The organism is Streptomyces ziwulingensis, assembly GCF_039542605.1.
In the GTDB taxonomy this organism is placed as follows: domain Bacteria; phylum Actinomycetota; class Actinomycetes; order Streptomycetales; family Streptomycetaceae; genus Streptomyces; species Streptomyces ziwulingensis.
Genome location: NZ_BAABIG010000034.1, coordinates 1 through 20,119 on the forward strand (window position 1 = coordinate 1; position 20,119 = coordinate 20,119).

The following is a 20,119-nucleotide window of genomic DNA, read 5'->3' on the forward strand; positions in this document are numbered from 1 at the left end:
CCGCCAGGTCCCGCCGCCGCGCAGACGCCGGGGCGCCCCCGAGGAGGAACCGCCGGGGCGCGGACGCCGGCCGGCGAAGAAACAGCCCGCGGGCAAGGGCAAGGGCCCGGGCAAGGGCGGGACCAGGGGCAGGAAGGTCCTGCTGTGGGGCGGCGGCACCATGGCCTTCGTCGTCCTCGCGGCCGGCACCGGCGGCTACCTCTACCTCAAGCACCTGGAAGGCAACGTCTCCACCACGGACGTCGGCGACGCGGGCGCCGGCAGCTTCCGCAAGGACGAGGCGTTCAACATCCTCGTCATCGGCACCGACAAGCGCACCGGCGCGGGCAACGAGGGGTACGGCGACGCCGGCAGCGTCGGCCACGCCGACACCAACATCCTGCTGCACGTCTCCGAGGACCGTACGAACGCCACCGCGCTCAGCATCCCGCGCGATCTGATCGTCGACGTCCCCGACTGCCCGACCACGCGGGAGGACGGTACCGAGACGGTCGTGCCGGGACTCCAGGGCGTCCGCTTCAACCGCAGTCTCGGCGAGGGCGGCCGGGACCCCGGCTGCACCATGCGGACCGTGGAGGCGGCGACCGGGATCAAACCGGACCACTTCGTGATGGCCGACTTCAACGCGGTCAAGACGCTGACCACGGCGGTCGACGGGGTGGAGGTCTGCGTGGAGAAGGCCGTCGACGACAAGGACTCCAAGCTGAAGCTGCCGGCCGGGGAGTCCACGGTGGAGGGCGAGCAGGCACTCGCCTTCGTCCGCACCCGGCACAGCTTCGGCAACCAGGGCGACCTGGACCGGATCGGGGTGCAGCAGCAGTTCCTGGGCTCGCTGATGCGCAAGATGTCCTCCAGCGACACCCTGACCAGCCCCACGAAGCTGCTGAAGCTCGCCGAGGCCGCGACCGAGGCGCTGACCGTGGACAGCGCCATCGGCAGCGTCGGCACGCTCAAGGACGTCGCCCTGGAGCTGAAGAAGGTGCCGACGAAGAACATCTCCTTCACCACGGTGCCGGTGAAGGACAACCCGGCCGAGACGGTCAAGGCGACGGTGGTCGTGGACGAGGCGAAGGCCCCGCAGGTCTTCGGCCTGATCCGGGACGACGTCTCCCTCACCGAGGTGAAGCAGCGTCAGAAGAAGGAGGCCGCCTCGGTCTCCGCCCGCCTGGACGGCGCCAAGGCGGACCCCTCCGAGGTGCGGGTGCGGGTCATGAACGGCGGTGCCGAGGACGGCAGCGCGCAGCGGGAGCTGAACTGGCTCCAGACCGTGGCGGGCGTCACCAGATCCGAGAACGCCGGTGACGCGCCCGCCGAGCTGAGCCGTACGACGCTGGAGTACGCCCCCGCCCAGGCCGCTCAGGCCCGCCGCCTCGCCGATCTGCTCGGCCTGTCCGGCGCGGCGATGAAGCCCGGCGAGAGCGTCACCAACTCGCAGGGCCTGCCCGCCATGACGCTGACCCTCGGCAGGGACTTCAAGGGGGTGGGTGTGCGACTCACCGCCTCCCCGGCCGACAGCAAGGACGTGACGAAGTCCACCGCCGCAGAGGTGCGGTGCGCCAGTTGAGCAAGGGAGGGGCGACGGCCGTACCGCGCCGCCCCGGGGTGCGGAGGGACGGGCAGTGACGACGCAGGACAGTGTGCGGGCCGAGGAGGCGCCGCACGGTGTCGAGGTGGAGGAGACCACCGCGGCGGCCGGTGACGGCGGTACCGAGGGCGGGACCGACGGCGGTGGCGGGGACGGTGCCGGACCCGGTGCCGGGGGCGGCGGACGTACGCCCCGCCGGCGGCGCCGTGCGCTGCGCTGGACGGCGGTGACCCTCGCCGTGCTCATATGCGGCACGGCCGGCACGGGTTACCTCTACTACCGGCATCTGAACGGCAACATCAAGAAGGACGTGCTGAACCTCGGCGACCACAAGGTGGCCGAGCCGACGCCGAACGCGGCCGGGCAGACCCCGCTGAACATCCTGGTCATCGGGTCCGACGCCCGGGACAGCGCGGAGAACCAGGAACTCGGCGGCGCCCGCGAGACGTTCGGGTCGGCGCCGCTGGCCGACGTCCAGATGCTGGTGCACCTGTCGGCCGACCGCAGCGACATGTCGGTGGTGAGCATGCCGCGCGACACCCTGGTCGAGATACCCAAGTGCACCGACCCGGAGGACGGGACGGTGCACCCGGCCAGCGAGGGCCGGACGATGACCAACCAGAGCCTCGGCCACGGCGGTCCCGGCTGCACGGTGGCCACCTGGCAGGAGCTGACCGGCATCCACATCGACCACTTCGTCATGGTCGACTTCGCCGGTGTGGTGGCGATGGCGGACGCCATCGGCGGCGTCCCGGTCTGCGTGGACGCCAACGTCCACTCCCGCGACGGCCAGGGCCACGGCTCCGGCCTGAAGCTGGAGAAGGGCACCCACCCGGTCCAGGGCGAACAGGCGTTGCAGTGGCTGCGTACCCGCTACGGCTTCGAGGACGGCAGCGACCTGGCCCGCGCCAAGGCCCAGCACATGTACATGAACTCGATGGTCCGTGTGCTGCGCGAGAACGCCACCCTGAGCAGCCCGAACAAGCTGCGCCGGCTCGCCGAGGAGGCCACCGGGGCGCTCACGGTCGACCCGGGCCTGGACACCGTGAAGAAGCTGTACGACCTCAGCGACGAGCTGCGCAAGGTGAAGCCGGAGCGCATCACCATGACCACGATGCCCAACCGGTACGTGGGGGCGCGCGTGGAGCCCACCGAGGACGCCGAGAAGCTGTTCCGGCTGGTCCGCGAGGACATCGCGCTGGACGGCAAGGGCGAGAAGCAGAAGAAGGAGCAGGAGCAGGAGGCGTCGGGCCAGGAGCCGGGCCAGGGGTCGGGGGAGGAATCGGGGGAGGAATCGGGGGAGTCATCCGGCGATCCGGCCGCGGCCGACGCCGAGATCGCGGTGCAGGTGCTCAACGGCACCCGCACCGACACCCTCGCCCCGGCCGCCGGGCGGGCGGGCACCGTGGCCGACCTGCTGGTGGAGAAGGGGTTCGAGGAGACGGTCGCGGACACCGCCTCGGCCGTCAGCGAGGACCGTACCGTCGTCCGCTATCCGAGCGCCGACCTGGCGGGCGACGCCCGGCGCCTCGCCGACGCCCTGGGGGTCCCGTCGAGCGCGGTGGAGCGGTCGACCGACGTCTCGGGCGTCACCCTGGTCGTCGGCGCGGACTGGCGCGAGGGCCCGGCCTACGAGGCGCCGAAGGAGGACGACACGACGCCGGAGTCGGCCGAGGCCCTCAACGGCGCCGACGAGTCGGCCTGCATGCACGTGAACCCGGCGTTCACCTGGTCCTGAGCACCCTCAACGGGCGTCGGCGGTGTCCGCGCCGGCGTCCGGCCGGACCGCCGGGCGCCGCGAGGCGATCACCTTCCGGGCGAGCGCCTTCGGGCTGGTCAGGAAGCCCCAGCCCCAGCACAGGTGCATGGTGGCGAGCGCCACGGGAATCCGCAGGCGCGCCTTCGGCGGCAGGCCCCTGCCCGCCGGGAGCGAGCCGAGCACGATCGCCGCGAGGTAGCCGCCGGGGATCACCAGGCCCCACGGGGTGAGGGCCAGGCCGACCACGAGGCCGGCCGCGATCGCGCAGACCGCGGTGGGCGGGGCGAGGTAGCGCAGGTTGATGGAGCCGGAGTGGTAGCGGGCGACGACGTGCCGCCAGCGGCCGTAGTCCTTGTACTGCTTGGCCAGGGCCCGCACGCTCGGCCGGGGCCGGTAGGACACCTTCAGCTCGGGCGAGAACCAGATCAGCCCGCCGGCCTCGCGGATGCGGAAGTTCAGCTCCCAGTCCTGGGCGCGGATGAACTCCTCGTTGTAGCCGCCCTGTCGCTCCAGGGCCTCGCGGCGGAAGACCCCGAGGTAGACCGTCTCGGCCGGGGCGGCCTGCCCGCCGGTGTGGAAGGCGGCGTTGCCGACGCCGATCTTCGAGGTCATGGCGGCGGCGACCGCGTGCTCCCAGTCGTTCTCGCCCTCGGCGTGCATGAGGCCGCCGACGTTCTGCGCGCCGGTCTCCTCAAGCAGCCGTACGGCGGTGGCGATGTAGCCCTGGGACAGGATGCCGTGACCGTCGACGCGGACGACGACCGGATGCCGGGACGCCCGGATCGCGGCGTTCAGCGCGGCCGGGGTGCGCCCGGTCGGGTTGGGCACGGTGTGCACCCGGGGATCCTCGGCGACGAGTTCGGCGGCGATCTCGTCCGTGCGGTCCGCGGAGGGGCCGAGGGCGATCACGACCTCCATCTCGCCGGGATACTCCTGGGCGAGGATGGCCTGGACGGCGCCGCGCAGATGACGTTCCTCGTTGAGGACGGGCATGATCACGGAAACGGCGGGGAGCCGCACGTCGGACTTGGCGTTCATCGGTGCTCACGTTACCGCGAACGGGGGACACGGGTGCGCGCCGCCGGGTGCGCTGCGCCGGTCCGCAGATCGTATGGGCCTACGGTGCTCAGGATTTCCCCGTCCGTTACGTCTGGTTACGTACGCTCCGTCCCGCTCGTTTCCGTGCATGTGGCGCAACCGGCGTGTCCGGCGCGTCCGGCGTATCCGGTACCACGGCTGTCACGGCTGTCACGGCCTGTCCTCGCGGAGGTGTCCCCTTGCCCACGCCGCCCCGCTCCCCCGCCCCCCGGCGGCGGCCCCGGCCGGCCCGTCCGGCCCGCCCGGCCCGTCCGCCCGGTCCGCCTGCCCGGCGCGGGAAGCCGCGCTGGGCGGTGCGGGTGGTGACCGGGCTGTCCGTGGTGGTGCTCGCCTCCGCCGGGATCGGGCACGCGGTCCTGTCCGGGCTGGACTCGGACATCGCCCGGGTCGACGCCTTCAAGGACATGAAGAACCGCCCGCGGGGCGGCCACGGCATGAACGTCCTGCTGGTCGGCACCGACGGCCGGGACCGCATCTCCAGGGCGGAGCGCGACCGCTACCGGCTGGGCGGCGCCCCCTGCCACTGCACCGACACGATGATGATGGTGCACATCTCGGCGGACCGGGAGCGGGCCAGCGTGATCAGCCTGCCCCGGGACTCGTTCGCGGTGACGCCGGCCCACACCGACCGCACGACCGGCAAGCGGCACGGCGGGCATCCGCTCAAGCTGAACGCGGCGTACGCCGAGGGCGGGCCACAGCTCACCGTCCGCACGGTCGAGTCCATGACCCGCGTCAAGATCGACCACTATCTGGAGGTCGACTTCACCAGCTTCATGCGGACCGTGGACGTGCTGGGCGGGGTGGAGATCTGCACAGCCCAGCCGCTGAAGGACCGTTACACCGGCCTCGACCTGCCGGCCGGCACCCATGAGCTGAAGGGCGGGCAGGCTTTGCAGTACGTCCGGTCCCGGCACCTGGACGGCGCCTCGGACCTGAGCCGGATGAAGCGGCAGCAGCGCTTCATGGCGGCCCTGATCGACCGGGCGACCTCCTCCGGCATCCTGCTGAACCCGATGAAGTTCCGGGACGTGACCCGGGCGGTGCTGGGCTCGGTCCGGGCCGACCGGGGGTTCGGCACCCAGGAACTGCTGGCCCTCGGCCGGGCGATGCGGACCTTCTCGCCGTCGTCCTCGGAGTTCACGACCGTGCCCATCGCGAAGATGGGGCACGCCGTCAAGGGCGTCGGCTCGACCCTGAAGTGGGACGCGGCGGCCTCGGAGCGGCTGTTCGCGGCGGTGCGCGAGGACCGGCCGCTGGCGGCGGGCCGCCCGCCGCGGGGCACGCCGGCAGAGCCGGTCCCGGTCGATCCGCGGCAGATCCGGGTCCAGGTCGAGAACGGCACCGCCACCGCGGGGCTCGGCCGGCGGGTCGACCGGGCGCTGCGGGGCCTGGGGTTCCGCACCACCGGGATGCCGTCGAACGCGGCGGCCCTGTCCGCGGAGCGGACGGTCGTCGTCCACGACCCCCGCTGGGACCGTTCGGCGAAGTCGCTGGCGGCGGCGCTGCCCGGCAGCGAGCTGCGGCCGGTCAAGGGCCGGGGCGCCACGCTGAAGGTGATCGCGGGCGCCGACTTCACGGGCGTACGGCGGGTGCGGCCGCAGGAGCCGGAGCAGCGGAACGGCACGGTGGTGCGCGGCGACGAGGTGGTGTGCGGGAAGCCCTGAGCAGGCGCGGAGCAAGCTCTGATCAAGCCCTGAGCAGGCCCTGCGGCAGGTCCTGAGGCAGGTCCTGAGCCGCGTGGCCGCCTCGCGCCGACACGGCTCTCAGTTGCTCTTGACGGTGACCGTGTCGTCGTCCTTGAGCTGCTGGACGAGCTGCTTCACCTTGGCGCTGTCCCACTGGAGGTTGCCGTTGGCGGCGTTGCCCGCGATCGGCATGTTCATGGAGGTGCCGTCGCCGCCGTTGACGCTCTTCATCGCCCAGAACATGCTGCCCAGGTCGAACAGGCCCATGTCCTCGTCGACGATCAGGGAGTCCAGGCCGGCGCCGAGCGTCGGGTACAGCTTGAACGGGTTGAGGATCGTCGAGGGGGTCGCCACCTGGCCCGCCAGGGCGGAGAGGAACTTCTGCTGGTTCTTGGTGCGGTCCAGGTCGGAGCCGGCCAGCGCGTACCGGGTGCGGACGAAGGCGAGCGCCTCCTCGCCGTTCAGGGTCTGCTTGCCCTTCTTGAAGTCGGCGCCGGACTTGGTGTCCTTGATGTCCTGCGGGATGTCCATCTCGACGCCGCCGACCGCGTCCACGATGTTCGCGAACCCGGCGAAGCCGATCTCGACGTAGTGGTCGATGTGCAGCTTGGTGTTGTACTCGACCGTGCGGACCAGCAGCTCGGGCCCGTCCTCGGCGTAGGCGGCGTTCAGCTTGGTGTGCCGGCCGGTGCCCTGGTACGTCTTGCCGGACTCGGAGCCGACGAAGGTCGGGATCTCCACGTCGGAGTCGCGGGGCAGCGAGACCAGCGTCGAGCCGCCCGAGCCGGTGTGCAGGATCATCATGGAGTCGGTGCGCTTGCCTTCGGCGGAGCCGGTGTGCAGGTCCTTCTTCTCCTGGTCGGTCATGCCCGCGCGGCTGTCGGAGCCGACGATGAGGTAGTTGGTGCCCTCGCCCGCCTCGGGCCGGTCGATGACCTTGGACAGGTCGACCTCGTGGTTGAGCTTGGAGTCGGCCCAGAAGTAGGTGCCGACGGTGGTGACGACGAGCACGGTGACCACGAGGATCGCGGTCACCTTTATCCGGCGGCGCCAGTCGGGCGCGGGGCCGGGAGGACCTCCGGCGGGGCCGCGGCCGCCGGCGGCGCCGTAGACCTGGCCGGTGTTGTATCCGCTGTCGTACTCACCCTGCCCCCGGCCGTCCACGTACCCCTGCTGCTGGGGCACACCGCCGTGCGGCGGGGCCGACTGCCCCGGGCCGGGCGGCACCTGGCCGCGGCGGACCTGCCGCATCACACGGGCGCTCTCGGGGCGCGCGTTCGCGCTGCCGTGTCCGTATCCGCCGCCGCGGTTGTCGCCGGACGGTCCCTGGGGCCAATCGCTCATGTGCCCCAGTGTGCAGGTCCGGGCTGTGCCTCATACAAGGGTCGTCGGAAAAATGGGTCCGCCCTGTTGCGAAGCTGACACAGAGGGGCCGGTTCCGGCCTCGGCATAAGGTGGAGGCCATGACAGACCAGGCAGACCAGGTTTCGCCCGCGGTCTCGGCGGACCCGGAGATCCCGGGCAAGCCGACCTCGGCCTCCCGCACCACCCTCAGCCACATCATGACCCACAACGACACCAATCTTCTGGGCACGGTGCACGGCGGAGTGATCATGAAGCTGGTGGACGACGCGGCCGGCGCGGTCGCGGGCCGGCACTCCGGCGGTCCCGCCGTCACCGCCTCCATGGACGAGATGGCGTTCCTCGAACCGGTCCGGGTCGGCGACCTCGTCCATGTGAAAGCCCAGGTCAACTGGACCGGCCGAACCTCGATGGAGGTAGGCGTACGGGTCCTGGCCGAACGCTGGAACGAGTCGGCCCCGCCCACCCAGGTCGGTTCGGCGTATCTGGTCTTCGCCGCGGTCGACGCCGACGGCAAGCCGCGCCGGGTGCCGCCGGTCCTGCCGGAGTCGGAACGGGACGAGCGGCGCTGCCAGGAGGCCCAGATCCGCCGCAGCCACCGCCTGGCCCGGCGCCGCGCCATCATGGAGCTGCGGGAGAAGCGGGCGGCGGAGGGGTTGGACGACTGAGACCCGTCCCGCCGGTGTCAGCGCGTGCTGTGCGAGGGTGACCGGCCGTTCGCCTTCCTGGTTGAGGAACCGGTCCTGCGTAACGGTCTGCGGGGGAGATGCCCTGATCGGCAACTCGGCTACCTGCTGCCGGTCGGCTTGCTGCCCAACGTCAGCTCGGGTGTGGTGCCCGTGAGGCCTGATCGTTCACGGCTGCCGGTAGAGGGGTTCCGGCTCTTCGACGCCGATCATGTCAACGTCCAGTTGGTCTCTGACCACCTCACGGTCTATGGCGCGAACGCCCGCGCGGATCACGACAGCTATGACCTCGCTTGGATGATCACCGCGCAATCCCCGGGAAGAGAGAGCGTTTCGGCGTTGCGGGGCCTGCCGGCCGGTCATGCGCAGTGCGCCCTGACCGGTCCTCGTCCTCCCTGTTCAGGCAGTGTTGGCTGATGACTCGCACCCACGGGTTCATGCGACTTCGTGACTAGCCGCTGGACCGCCCTTGCCTGACGGGGGTCACGGTTCGTAGTTTGCTGGCCACGCAGACCGGAAGGACCTCAGTGGACGAACTGCGGATGATCGCGGGCGGGCCGTGCCGGAGCGACGACGACAAGTGCGGGAACGGAGACTGCCCGACCGTGTACGCCACCCAGAAACCGGACATGTTGGCCATCCAGGGCTACGACGTGATCCACCCGACGCCGGAAGGCGAGTCGGTTGTCCTGATCCCGGAAGACATCCTCAAGGAGGCCGCGCGTGCCCGTGGATGGCTCCAGCCCCGTCTTGCTGGACGGCGACGAGTGGCAAGCGTACTTCCGCGACTTCAAGCGCTCCGCGTTCCGGCTGGAAGTCCACCAGACCTACACCATGCCCGCGGAGGCTCAGACTGTCCGCGACTTCCTCGCAGGGGCGTCGATGCCGGAAGGTTTCAACGCGCCCTGGCACCGGACGATCGGTGATCACACGGCGGCCGGCCGGACGATGACCCGGGCCAAGATCGTGCGTCGACCGCTCACGCCGTACAGCCGCTACCTGTTCGAGTGGTGCATCCCCGGGAATGTCGCCGCCGGGGAGGACTACCAGATAGTCGATGTGACCGAGCGGCCGAACCCCGGATTGCCCGAGCAGGATTTCTGGCTGTTCGACGACTCGGCCGTGGTTCATCTCAACTATCGTCCCGACGGATCGCAGATCAATCGGGAACTGATCCAGAAACCGGACATCGTCAAGTATCTCGCATGGCGGGATCTCGCGCTGGAAAGTGCCGTACCGTTCAGTGCCTATCGAACCTGAGACACAAGCACGGGAACGGAAGGATCTGGCGGAGGCCCTCCGAGGTCTCCGCCACGCGTCCGGCCTCAGCGGCGAACGCCTGGCGCTGCGCTGCAACATGAGCCAAACGAAGATCAGCCGCATTGAGACCGGCCGCGTTCTGCCAACGGTCATCGATGTTGAGCGCATTCTCAAGGCGCTCGCTGTGCCTGACGAGGTGGCCGACGAGCTTCTTCGGCTTACCCGCCGAGCCAATGTGGACTATGCATCCTGGCGCGCTCATGCCCGCGTTGGCCTGCATCACAAACAGGCGGAGCTAAAATCCCTTGAGTCTTCCTCTCGAGTGATGCGGCACTTCCTCCCGGCAATCCCCACGGGCCTGCTGCATGTGCGTGAGTACGCCTTCGCGACTCTTTCGCCTACGGTGACCAATGACCCGGCCAGGGATGTCGCACGGGCCGTGCAGGCACGCATGGACCGTCAGGCCGTCCTGGATGACACATCGCGCTCATTCTGGTTCTTGATGACCGAACAGGCCGTCAAGTGGCAGCGGGCGAGCATCGAAGCCATGGCGGCCCAGTGCTCACACATGGCCGAGGTCAACAGGAAATCGAACGTCGAAGTTGGGATAGTCCCACAGGGGGTGCATGTTCCCGGCACCCCCATGAACATCTTCGTGATCTACGACGATCGCCTCGTGACCATCGAACTATTCTCCGGCGAAGTTGCGCTGCGTGATCCTCGGGACGTAAATCATCACCTTAGCCTTTTCGAACTCTTCTGGTCGCGCGCTCTGACCGGTGATGACGCTTCCGCCTTCCTGGAAAGGGCAGCAAGCGGCTTCATGCGTCAACGCAACTAGTGCTCCACGCGAGCCCGTTACGCGGCCATTATGGAGTCGTGGAGAGCGAACACAAAAATCCCGCCCGGCATGGGCGGTAGCGGTCAGCCATGACCGCGGTCAGTTGAATAGGAAGGTGCGGAGATGCGGAACGGAACCGACCTGTACGCGCTCGACATCGGCGCGGCCTCGTTCGTGAAGGCGTGCGGGGGAAACACCCACCCGGACGGCGAGTCGTGCGTGACCCTGGCCCGGATCGGTGACGATGCCTGGGCACTCGGCGACAGTAAACGGCCCGACGCGCAGCCGCTGCGGTTCACCACGGAGGAGCTGGAAACGGCCGGGATCGACCCCGCGCGCTTCGGCCTGAGCGCCTGATCCTCCGGCCTCTCTCCCACCGGCCTCGGTCCACCCCGCACAGCATCGGGGCCGGTCGGTCTTTCGACCGACAACCCGAAACGGGAACGACAGGTGCACCATCACGGCTATCTGTGGACCGGCCCGAAAGAGCGTTTCGACCAGGACGCGCTACGCCGGCCCCCACCTCCCGAGCCGCCCCCTGCCGGAAGCAGGCCGGAACTGATTCAGCGGTACCGCGAGGTGGCGGCCGAGTTCCCGACCGCCGACCTGCCACCTCTGGAAACGGCGTACTGGCTCATCAAGCCCCGTTCCCTCGTCCGTGGCACCTGGGAGGAGGCGAAGGAAGCCGCGTCATGGCTCGGCGAGCGGCTGGCCGAGTACGCGCCCCGGTTCGCGTCAAGGAGGGAACGAGAGAACACACGACTGGCTCGGCTGGAGAACGCTGCCGCCGAACGGCTGCGCTCGGGTGCCGATGTGTCGTACGGCTTCTACCTGGAGCGTCCCTCATACCTGCACCTGGCCCTGGTGACCTGCTCCCCGAACCACTCGATGCCCCGCCTCGTCTGCTCTGCCGGGTAGCCGCGGGCGGGCGCCCCGAACGCCGACAGCCCCGGCCGGCCATATGGAAGGGCGAGCCCTACGGCAGGTTCCTCGCCCTCACGATCCGCTGGACCTGACCGCGAAGACCAGGAAGGCACAACACTGACGATCACCCAGCCCACGTCCCGGACCGCGACAGCGGCCACAGCCCCGAAGAGGGCCGAGCCGCGATGTGCCGGACGGCCGGCCTGATCCGTGAGGCCGGGTACCAAACCGACCCCGAGTTCTGGCCCCTCGACGGCGCGGCCGACTGCACCCAGTCCTACGCCGGGTGCACCGACAGCCCCGTCAGCAAGTAACCTATTCGCAGAGCAAGCCCCAGCGAAGGCAGACCAACGCCAAGGGTGAGGCCACCTGGTTCAACTGGACCCAGTACGCCGACACCAACGCCCACGGTCCTCACCACTCCCACAGATCGCGGGTGTTGCGAGGACCGTGCCCCTGGAAGCGGATGACCTGCGAAAACCCTGCTACGGCAGGTTCCTCGCCATCACGATCCGCTGGACCTGGTTCGTGCCTTCATAAATCTGGGTGATCTTGGCGTCGCGCATCATGCGCTCCACCGGGTAGTCCCGCGTGTAGCCGTAGCCGCCGAGGAGCTGGACCGCGTCCGTGGTGACCTCCATCGCCACGTCCGAGGCGAAGCACTTGGCCGCCGCGCCCTGGAAGGTGAGGTCACGGTCGCCGCGCTCGGACTTGGCGGCGGCCGCGTACGTGAGCTGGCGGGCGGCCTCGATCTTCATGGCCATGTCGGCGAGCATGAACTGGATGCCCTGGAAGTCGGCGATCGGCTTGCCGAACTGCTTGCGCTCCTTGACGTAGCCCTTGGCGTAGTCCAGGGCGCCCTGGGCGATGCCGAGGGCCTGGGCGGCGATGGTGATGCGGGTGTGGTCCAGGGTCTTCATCGCGGTGGCGAAGCCCGTGCCCTCCGCGCCGATCATGCGGTCGGCGGGGATGCGGACGTTGTCGAGATACACCTCGCGGGTCGGGGAGCCCTTGATGCCGAGCTTGCGCTCCGGGGCGCCGAAGGAGACGCCCGCGTCGGACTTCTCCACGACGAAGGCCGAGATGCCCTTCGAGCGCTTGGCGGGGTCGGTGACCGCCATCACCGTGTAGTACTCCGAGACACCCGCGTTGGTGATCCAGCGCTTGACGCCGTCGAGCACCCAGAAGTCGCCGTCGCGGACCGCCTTCGTCTTCATGCCCGCCGCGTCCGAACCCGCGTCCGGCTCGGAGAGGCAGTACGAGAACATGCCGTCCCCCTTGGCCAGCGGGGTCAGGTACCTCTTCTTCAGCTCCTCCGAGCCGGACAGGATCACCGGGAGCGAGCCCAGCTTGTTCACGGCCGGGATCAGGGAGGAGGACGCGCAGACGCGGGCCACCTCCTCGATGACGATGACGGTGGCGAGGGCGTCGGCGCCCCCGCCGCCGTACTCCTCGGGGACGTGCACCGCGTGCAGGTCGTTCGCGGTCAGCGCGTCCCGCGCCTCCTGCGGGAAGCGGGCCTCCTCGTCCACCGCGGCGGCGTACGGCGCGATCTTCGCCTCCGCCAGCGCGCGGACGGCGTCGCGGAGCATGTCGTGCTCCTCGGACGGGCGGTACAGGTCGAAGTCAGCCGATCCGGCCAAGGTCTCTCACGCTCCAAGACGCAGTGATGAGGTGCTAACTACTGTTAAGTAACTCCTGAATTTTAGGCCCGCGCCGCCGTTCCTGGGTAGGTGAGCTTGGCGACAGGGCGGGGCCGCCCGTCGCGGGCCCTGACCAGGCGCCCGGATATGCTCGGGCGCGCACGTTCGCCGTACACCCCTGGAGCACCTCATGGCCCTCAAGATCACCGTGATCGGCACCGGCTACCTCGGCGCGACCCACGCGGCGGCCATGGCCGAACTCGGCTTCGAGGTACTGGGCCTGGACGTGGTGCCCGAGAAGATCGAGCTGCTCCAGCGGGGCCAGGTCCCGATGTACGAACCTGGCCTTGAGGAGTTGTTGCGCAAGCACGTCGCCGGGATCGAGGGCTCCAGCGGGCGGCTCCGCTTCACCACCGACTTCGCGGAGGTGGCGGCCTTCGGCGACGTGCACTTCCTCTGCGTGAACACGCCGCAGAAGCACGGCGAGTACGCCTGCGACATGAGTTACGTCGACTCGGCGATCGCCTCCCTCGCCCCGCACCTGCACGGGCCCGCCCTGGTCGTCGGCAAGTCGACCGTGCCGGTCGGTTCGGCCGACCGGCTGGCCGGCTACCTCGCCGCGCACGCGCCGGCCGGGGCCGACGCCGAGCTGGCCTGGAACCCGGAGTTCCTGCGCGAGGGCTTCGCCGTCCAGGACACGCTGCGCCCGGACCGGATCGTGGTCGGCGTGCGCGGCGAGCGGGCGGAGAAGCTGCTGCGCGAGGTGTACGCGACGCCGGTGGCCGCGGGGACGCCGTTCGTCGTCACCGACTTCCCCACCGCCGAGCTGGTGAAGACCGCGGCCAACTCCTTCCTCGCCACCAAGATCTCGTTCATCAACGCGATGGCCGAGGTCTGCGAGGCGGCCGGCGGCGACGTCGCCAGGCTGGCCGAGGCGATCGGGTACGACGACCGGATCGGGAGGAAGTTCCTGCGGGCCGGCATCGGCTTCGGCGGCGGCTGCCTGCCCAAGGACATCCGGGCTTTCATGGCGCGCGCCGGTGAGCTGGGCGCCGACCAGGCGCTGACCTTCCTGCGCGAGATCGACTCGATCAACATGCGCCAGCGCGGCCAGATGGTGGAGCTGGCCCGGCAGGCGCTGGGCGGCGGGCCCTTCCTCGGCAAGCGGGTCGCGGTGCTCGGCGCCACCTTCAAGCCCGACTCCGACGACGTGCGCGACTCCCCCGCCCTGAACGTGGCCGGGCAGATCCACCTCCAGGGCGCCCAGGTGACGGTGTACGACCCCAAGGGCATGGCGAACGCCCGCCGTCTCTTCCCGACCCTCGGTTACGCCGACTCGGCGGCCGAGGCGGTGCGGGGCGCGGACGTGGTGCTGCACCTGACGGAGTGGCGGGAGTTCCGCGAGCTGGACCCGGAGGAACTGGGCCGCGAGGCGGGGGTCCGGGTGATCCTCGACGGGCGCAACGCGCTGGACCCGGAGATCTGGCGGAAGGCCGGCTGGACGTACCGGGCGATGGGCCGGCCGACCGCCTGAACGGCGACGCGGCGCGGGACGCCGGTTCGGCCGAGGCTCAGTCGGCCGAACCGGCGCCCCGCGCCCGCATTCTGCCCCACCGCGCCGCGCGCGCCCACCCGCGGTGGGTGCGGGGGCGTTGCCCGGCCGGGGTCAGGTCCGGCCCGCGCGGTAGCGGCGCATCTTGGCGCGGGCCCCGCACACCCGCATCGAGCACCAGCGCCCGCGCCCGCCGGGGCTGCGGTCGTAGTACGCCCCGAGGCAGTCCGCCGCCTCGCACGCCTTCAGGCGGGTCCAGGTGCCCGCGACCAGCGCCTCGGCCACGGCGGCGGCGATCCGGCCGGCCGGGCGGCGGGCGTCGGCGGGGGCGAGGCCCGCGGCGCCGTCGGCGGCGTCGACCGTCACCACCAGGGGCGCCGCGGCCAGCAGCTCGCCGAGCGGCGTCACCGCGCGGTGCGGCGGGTGGCCCGCGTGGGCGAGCAGGACGGCACGCAGGGATTCACGCAGCTCGCGTACTGCGAGCAGGTCGCCCTCCGCCACTCCGAACCGCTCCCGCCCCTGCGGGGTGTCCAGCGAGTCGGCGCCCGTCCCCACGTTCAACGTGTTCACCAGGGACTCCACCAGCGCCAGTGACCCGGGCGCGGGCGATCGCTCACTCATGCTTGCGACGTTACCCCCCATACGGCAGCATGCAGTAACCGTTACCGGTTACCCGGCACTTGCCGGTAACCGTGAGACCGCGAGGAGAAAGTCATGGCTGTCGCCGAACTGGGCGCCGTCGTCCTGGACTGTCCCGACCCCCGCGCCCTGGCCGGTTTCTACGCCGAGGTGCTCGGCGGTTCCGTGGAGGACCAGGGCGACTGGGTCGACCTGTCGCTCCCCGGCGGGCGGACGCTCTCCTTCCAGGCCGCCCCCGGCTTCGTACCGCCGAAGTGGCCCGACCCCGAGCACTCCCAGCAGATCCACCTCGACCTGGACGTGCCCGACCTCGACGCGGCGGAGCAGGCCGTACTGGCGCTGGGCGCCACGCCGCTGGAGACGGAGGACCGCACGCGGACCTTCCGGGTTTACGCGGATCCGGCCGGGCACCCGTTCTGCCTCTGCGCCGGCTGACCGGCCATCACGCCCGAACCGACCACCCGACCCGACCGATCACCTGGAGGTACTCCCATGCCGTCCGTGGCCCGTCTGCGTTCCGTCGTCGTCGACTGCCCCGAGCCGCTCGCACTGGCCCGGTTCTACGCGCAGGTCGGGGGCGGCACCCCGGTCGAGGAGGACCCCGACTGGGTGGTGCTCCAGGTGCCCGGCGGACCCCGGCTGTCGTTCCAGCGGGCCGCGGACCTCACCCCGCCGGAGTGGCCGCGCGCCGACCGCAACGCCCAGCAGTTCCACCTCGACTTCGACGGCGGGGCCACCTGGGCGGAGATGGACGCCGCGCACGAGCAGGTGCTGGCGCTGGGCGCGCGGGTGCTGGACGCGGAGGACCGGGAGAAGAAGGACTTCGTGGTCTACGCCGATCCGGCGGGGCACCCGTTCTGCCTCTGCCGGATCGAGTGACGGGGGCCCCGGGCCGGGCCGTCAGCCGTCGAGGTCGGCGATGTTCGCCGTCGACGGCTGTCGGCGTACCCGGGCGGCGCGCGCGGTGAAGGCCGACTCGCGCAGCACCCGCTGAACGTTTCCCCAGGTCAGAAGCGCCACGTCGGCTTCGTGCCAGTGGCGCCGCAGCAGTTCGGCGATCAGCCTCGGGTAGCAGGAGGCGTCGCTCAGTTCCAGCGGGTGGGCGGTGCCGGCGTCGTAGGTGCCGGCCAGGCCGACGCTCTGCGGGCCGGCCAGGTCGCGGACGTGGTCGAGGTGGTCGGCGACGTCGCGGACGGTGGGGCCGGTCTGCTCGGCGGTCAGCGGCACCATGCACAGGCCGCCGGCCTCGCCCAGCTCCACCAGCAGGTCGTCGGGGAGGTTGGCCGGGTGCGGCCGCAGCGAGCGGGCGGCGGAGCGGGTGCACAGCACGGGCGCCTTGGAGACGGCGAAGGTGCGGCGGAAGGTCTCGGCGGAGGCGCCGGAGAGGTCGGCGATCATGCCGAGCCGGTTCATCTCGCGGACCACCTCCTCGCCGAACCTGGTCAGCCCCGCCCCGCTCGCCCAGGCCGCGCCCGTCAGGGAGAGGACGCGCACGCCGAGCGCGTACAGCGAACGCAGGATGCCGAGCGAGTCGCCGAGGGCGGCGGCGCCGGCGGGACCGGGCAGCACGGCGACCCGGCCGCAGTTGCGGGCGTCGGTGGCCTCCCCGGCGTCGAGGACCAGACGCAGACCCTCGGGGCAGCCCCGGACGATCGTCTTCAGCAGGTCGAGCTGGTCCATGGTGGCGCCGACGGCCCGGTCGCCGTCGATCCCCTCGGGCAGGTGCAGGGAGGCAAACAGCGCGCCGACGTGCCCCTCGCGCAGCCGCGGGATGTCGGTGTCGACGCCGCTCTCACCGAGTTCCAGGTCGTACCAGGGCAGGTGCTTGAGCGCCCAGGGCAGACCGCTGTACCCGTCCGCGACGGGGTGGGCGGCGAGCACGGCGTGCGCCCGCTCCAGCGGTGCGGCGTCCGGGTCGGAGACCGGGGTGTACGGCTCCGGCGGGAAGGCCTCGGCGTCGAGGGGCACCGGCAGGTCGTCCAGTTCGCCGGCCTCGGTGCTGGTGTGCAGGTCGTCCTGGAGGTCTGCCATGGCGGGCTCCGTACGGTCGTCGTGCGCAGTAGCGTCACCGTCGCACGGAGCCGAACGGGCTTCCTGGTGGACGGGGCGTTCGGGGTATCCCACCCGCCACGCCCGGTCCGCGCCCACTCCGCCGCCCCCGCCACGCCCCATCCGCCGCCCCGCTCCGCCCCGGCCGCACCCACCCGGCCGCACCCACCCGGCCGCCCGCTCCGCGCCTCCGACGGATCAGCCGGATCAGCGGCTGCGCGCCGCGTCGATCACCTCGTCCAGCGTCTCCCGGGAGCGGACCAGGTCCGCGATCATCCGGTCGATGCGGGCGCGCTCCCCGGTCAGCTCGTCGACCAGCTTCGGCGTGGCGACGGCCGACGGGCCGCCGTCCGCGTCCCGCATGCAGGGCAGCAGCTCCACGATCTTGCTGCTGCACAGTCCGGCCGCGTACAGCTCCTGGATGCGCACGACCCGGTCGACGGCCGGCTCCGGGTACTCCCGGTGCCCGCCGGGCGTGCGCTCGGCGGCGAGCAGCCCCTGCTTCTCGTAGTAGCGCAGCGAGCGTTCGCTCACGCCGGTCCGCCGGGCCAGTTCACCGATCCGCATCGTCTTCTCCCCGCCCGAGCACTGTCGCTCCGCACTTGATTCTGACATCAGTGTCAGGTTCTAGCGTACGGACATGACGCACCCGACGGAACACCTCAGCGCACTCCTCGCCCCCGCCTCCCTCGGCCCGCTGGCCCTGCCCAACCGCCTCCTGATGGCGCCCCTGACGCGCAACCGGGCCGAGCCCGACGGCACTCCGACCCCCCTCATGGCGACCTACTACGCCCAGCGCGCCTCGGCCGGCCTGATCATCGCCGAGGCCGCCACGCCGAACCCGGTCGGGCAGACGTACCCGAACATCACGGCCGTCCACAGCGCGCGTCAGGTCGCGGGCTGGCGGCGGGTCACCGACGCGGTGCGGACGGCCGGGGGCCGGATGTTCCTCCAGCTCCAGCACGGCGGCCGGGTCGGGCACCCGGCGACGAGCGGGCTCACCCCGGTGGCGCCCTCGCCCGTGCCGCTCCCGGAGACGATCTTCACGCCGGACGGGCACCGGCCGTCCGTGGTGCCCAGGGAGATGACGGAGGCGGACATCCGCACGACCGTCGCCGACTTCGCGCGGGCCGCCCGCAACGCGCTGGACGCGGGCTTCGAGGGCGTGGAGGTCCACTCGGCCAACGGCCATCTGCTCCACCAGTTCCTGGCCCGCAACACCAACCGGCGCACGGACGGCTACGGCGGCACGGTGGAGCGGCGGCTGCGGTTCACCGTCGAGGTGACCGAGGCGGTGGCCGCCGAGATCGGCCCCGAGCGGGTGGGCCTGCGGGTCTCCCCCGGCAACACCGTCAACGGCGTCGCGGAGGGCGAGACGGAGGAGATCTACCCGGCGCTCGCCGCCCGGCTCGGCGGCCTCGGCCTCGCCTACCTGCACCTGGTGTACGCCGATCCGGACGCGCCGGTCTTCGCGGACATCCGGGCCGGCTGGCCGGGGACGCTGGTCGCCAACCCCGTACTGGAGGAGATGTCGGTCGCGGAGATCGGACGGGCCTCGGCGCGGCTGCTGGCGGCCGACGCCGACCTGATCGCCCTCGGCCGGCCCTTCCTCGCCAACCCGGACCTGGTGGAGCGCATCCGGCGCGGCGCGCCGCTGAACCAGGTGCGGGACCGGTACCTGATGTACGTGGGCGGGGCGGCCGGCTACACCGACTACCCCGCCCTCGACAAGTGCGCTGCTCAGCCGTCCAGCGACGCCAGGGTCGCGTGGGACGGGCCGCGGGTGGTCTGAAGGTCACGGGCCACGTCCTCGGCCGCGCCCAGTACCCGGACCGCGTTCTGCCAGGTCAGCTTGGACAGGTCGGTCCTGGACCAGCCCCGGTCGAGCAGTTCCGCGATCAGGTTCGGGTAGCCGGAGACGTCGCCGAGCCCGTCGGGGGTGAAGGGCGTGCCGTCGTAGTCGCCGCCGATGCCGAGGTGGTCGACGCCCGCGACCTCGCGCATGTGGTCGAGGTGGTCGGCGACCGTGGCGACGGTGGCGACCGGGCGGGGGGTGCTCTCCTCGAAGGCGCGGTGCACCTTCATCGCGTCCCCGCCGGAGTCCGGCGGGTGGAAGCCGTGCGCCCGCATGTTCTCGTCGGCGGCGGCCGTCCAGTCCACGGCCGCCTGGAGCACGAACTTCGGTACGAACGTCACCATCGCCACGCCGCCGTTGGCGGGGAGCCGCTCCAGGACGTCGTCGGGGATGTTGCGGGGGTGGTCGCAGACGGCCCGGGCGGAGGAGTGGGAGAAGATCACCGGTGCGGTGGAGGTGTCCAGCGCGTCCCGCATCGTCGTCGCGGCGACGTGCGAGAGGTCGACCAGCATGCCCTCGCGGTTCATCTCCCGCACCACTTCGCGGCCGAACGCCGACAGACCGCCGACGCCGGGCGCGTCGGTCGCGGAGTCCGCCCAGGCCACGTTGTCGTTGTGGGTGAGCGTCAGGTACCGCACACCGAGCGCGTACAGCGCGCGGAGCGTGCCGAGGGAGTTGTCGATGGAGTGGCCGCCCTCGGCGCCCATCAGGGAGGCGATCCGGCCCTCCGCGCGCGCCGCCTCCATGTCGGCGGCCGTCAGCGCGGCCCGCAGGTCCCGCGGGTGCCGCTCCAGAAGCTGCCGTACGCAGTCGATCTGCTCCAGCGTCGCGGTCACCGCGTCCGGCAGGTCGGAGCGGACGTACACCGACCAGTACTGCGCGCCGACGCCGCCGGCCCGCAGCCGGGGGAGGTCGGTGTGCAGGTGGGCGGCCTGGTCGGCGGCGATGTCCCGGGCGTCGAGGTCGTAGCGGACCTGCTCGCGCAGCGCCCACGGCAGGTCGTTGTGGCCGTCGACGACGGGGAACTCGCGCAGCAGCTCCCGGGCCCGGTCCAGCGAGTCCCGGGCGGCCGGCGCGGCCGGCGCGGCCGGTCGCTCCGACGAGGAGGCGGATGCGGATGCGGATGCGGATGAGGATGCGGATGCGGATGAGGATGAGGATGAGGTGGTCATGGACGT

General features: G+C 71.3%; 20 protein-coding genes. 13 read left to right on the top strand and 7 right to left on the bottom strand.

The window, feature by feature from the left end; genetic code table 11:
• Together ABEB00_RS18575 and ABEB00_RS18580 are read left to right on the top strand one after the other, a co-directional pair.
• On the top strand, positions 1–1,564 hold a 1,564-nt coding region (locus tag ABEB00_RS18575; RefSeq protein WP_345620923.1), incomplete at its 5' end, for an LCP family protein.
• Positions 1,565–1,619: 55 nt separating this feature from the next.
• Positions 1,620–3,323 carry an LCP family protein gene (locus ABEB00_RS18580; RefSeq protein WP_425586522.1) on the top strand — a complete coding sequence of 568 codons (1,704 nt, stop codon included), beginning with the start codon at positions 1,620–1,622 and terminating at the stop codon, positions 3,321–3,323.
• 6 nt (positions 3,324–3,329) lie between these two features.
• On the opposite strand, the gene ABEB00_RS18585 is transcribed toward ABEB00_RS18580, so the two are convergent.
• Positions 3,330–4,382 carry a glycosyltransferase family 2 protein gene (locus tag ABEB00_RS18585; RefSeq protein WP_345620924.1) on the bottom strand — a complete coding sequence of 351 codons (1,053 nt, stop codon included), beginning with the start codon at positions 4,380–4,382 and terminating at the stop codon, positions 3,330–3,332.
• Between the two features lie 239 nt (positions 4,383–4,621).
• Between ABEB00_RS18585 and ABEB00_RS18590 the strand changes: the two genes are divergently transcribed.
• Positions 4,622–6,109, top strand: a complete 1,488-nt coding sequence (locus ABEB00_RS18590) for an LCP family protein (protein WP_345620925.1) — start codon at positions 4,622–4,624, stop codon at positions 6,107–6,109.
• Between the two features lie 99 nt (positions 6,110–6,208).
• Here ABEB00_RS18590 and ABEB00_RS18595 read toward each other — a convergent pair whose 3' ends face one another.
• Positions 6,209–7,474: an LCP family protein gene (locus ABEB00_RS18595; protein ID WP_345620926.1), complete on the bottom strand. Its 1,266-nt coding sequence runs from the start codon at positions 7,472–7,474 to the stop codon at positions 6,209–6,211.
• 119 nt (positions 7,475–7,593) lie between these two features.
• Here ABEB00_RS18595 and ABEB00_RS18600 point away from each other — a divergent pair, with 119 nt between their 5' ends.
• From ABEB00_RS18600 to ABEB00_RS18625, 6 genes are all read left to right on the top strand, one after another.
• On the top strand, positions 7,594–8,160 hold the full coding sequence (locus tag ABEB00_RS18600; protein ID WP_345620927.1) for an acyl-CoA thioesterase: 567 nt from the start codon (positions 7,594–7,596) through the stop codon (positions 8,158–8,160).
• 24 nt (positions 8,161–8,184) lie between these two features.
• Entirely contained in the window at positions 8,185–8,595 is a 411-nt protein-coding gene (locus tag ABEB00_RS18605; protein ID WP_345620929.1) for a hypothetical protein, read from the top strand.
• Between the two features lie 306 nt (positions 8,596–8,901).
• Positions 8,902–9,438: a DUF6879 family protein gene (locus tag ABEB00_RS18610; protein ID WP_345620930.1), complete on the top strand. Its 537-nt coding sequence runs from the start codon at positions 8,902–8,904 to the stop codon at positions 9,436–9,438.
• Positions 9,422–10,279 carry a helix-turn-helix domain-containing protein gene (locus ABEB00_RS18615; RefSeq protein WP_345620931.1) on the top strand — a complete coding sequence of 286 codons (858 nt, stop codon included), beginning with the start codon at positions 9,422–9,424 and terminating at the stop codon, positions 10,277–10,279. The genes ABEB00_RS18610 and ABEB00_RS18615 overlap by 17 nt, the downstream gene beginning before the upstream one ends.
• A 123-nt stretch (positions 10,280–10,402) precedes the next feature.
• Positions 10,403–10,636, top strand: a complete 234-nt coding sequence (locus ABEB00_RS18620; protein ID WP_345620932.1) for a DUF397 domain-containing protein — start codon at positions 10,403–10,405, stop codon at positions 10,634–10,636.
• A gap of 93 nt (positions 10,637–10,729) precedes the next feature.
• Positions 10,730–11,197: a hypothetical protein gene (locus tag ABEB00_RS18625; protein ID WP_345620933.1), complete on the top strand. Its 468-nt coding sequence runs from the start codon at positions 10,730–10,732 to the stop codon at positions 11,195–11,197.
• A gap of 491 nt (positions 11,198–11,688) precedes the next feature.
• On the opposite strand, the gene ABEB00_RS18630 is transcribed toward ABEB00_RS18625, so the two are convergent.
• Complete coding sequence (locus tag ABEB00_RS18630; RefSeq protein ID WP_345620934.1) at positions 11,689–12,846, bottom strand: acyl-CoA dehydrogenase family protein; 1,158 nt, start codon at positions 12,844–12,846, stop codon at positions 11,689–11,691.
• Between the two features lie 190 nt (positions 12,847–13,036).
• On the opposite strand from ABEB00_RS18630, the gene ABEB00_RS18635 reads away from it, so the two are divergent.
• Positions 13,037–14,380, top strand: coding sequence for a UDP-glucose dehydrogenase family protein (locus ABEB00_RS18635; RefSeq protein ID WP_345620935.1), 1,344 nt, complete (start codon positions 13,037–13,039; stop codon positions 14,378–14,380).
• A 132-nt stretch (positions 14,381–14,512) separates the two neighbouring features.
• Here ABEB00_RS18635 and ABEB00_RS18640 read toward each other — a convergent pair whose 3' ends face one another.
• Complete coding sequence (locus ABEB00_RS18640; protein WP_345620936.1) at positions 14,513–15,019, bottom strand: CGNR zinc finger domain-containing protein; 507 nt, start codon at positions 15,017–15,019, stop codon at positions 14,513–14,515.
• A 93-nt stretch (positions 15,020–15,112) separates the two neighbouring features.
• Here ABEB00_RS18640 and ABEB00_RS18645 point away from each other — a divergent pair, with 93 nt between their 5' ends.
• Positions 15,113–15,472 (top strand): VOC family protein, encoded by a 360-nt coding sequence (locus ABEB00_RS18645; RefSeq protein WP_345620937.1) that lies wholly within the window; start codon positions 15,113–15,115, stop codon positions 15,470–15,472.
• 57 nt (positions 15,473–15,529) lie between these two features.
• Positions 15,530–15,916, top strand: a complete 387-nt coding sequence (locus ABEB00_RS18650) for a VOC family protein (RefSeq protein ID WP_345620939.1) — start codon at positions 15,530–15,532, stop codon at positions 15,914–15,916.
• A gap of 21 nt (positions 15,917–15,937) precedes the next feature.
• Here the strand turns inward: ABEB00_RS18650 and ABEB00_RS18655 are convergent, their stop codons facing one another.
• Both ABEB00_RS18655 and ABEB00_RS18660 read right to left on the bottom strand, forming a co-directional pair.
• Positions 15,938–17,068 carry a dipeptidase gene (locus ABEB00_RS18655; protein ID WP_345620940.1) on the bottom strand — a complete coding sequence of 377 codons (1,131 nt, stop codon included), beginning with the start codon at positions 17,066–17,068 and terminating at the stop codon, positions 15,938–15,940.
• A 225-nt stretch (positions 17,069–17,293) separates the two neighbouring features.
• Complete coding sequence (locus ABEB00_RS18660) at positions 17,294–17,653, bottom strand: MerR family transcriptional regulator (RefSeq protein ID WP_345621078.1); 360 nt, start codon at positions 17,651–17,653, stop codon at positions 17,294–17,296.
• A gap of 73 nt (positions 17,654–17,726) precedes the next feature.
• Between ABEB00_RS18660 and ABEB00_RS18665 the strand changes: the two genes are divergently transcribed.
• Positions 17,727–18,878, top strand: coding sequence for an alkene reductase (locus ABEB00_RS18665; RefSeq protein ID WP_345620941.1), 1,152 nt, complete (start codon positions 17,727–17,729; stop codon positions 18,876–18,878).
• Here ABEB00_RS18665 and ABEB00_RS18670 read toward each other — a convergent pair.
• Positions 18,827–20,113 carry a dipeptidase gene (locus tag ABEB00_RS18670; RefSeq protein WP_345620942.1) on the bottom strand — a complete coding sequence of 429 codons (1,287 nt, stop codon included), beginning with the start codon at positions 20,111–20,113 and terminating at the stop codon, positions 18,827–18,829. The two genes, ABEB00_RS18665 and ABEB00_RS18670, sit on opposite strands and share 52 nt — an antisense overlap.
• Positions 20,114–20,119 lie beyond the last annotated feature (6 nt).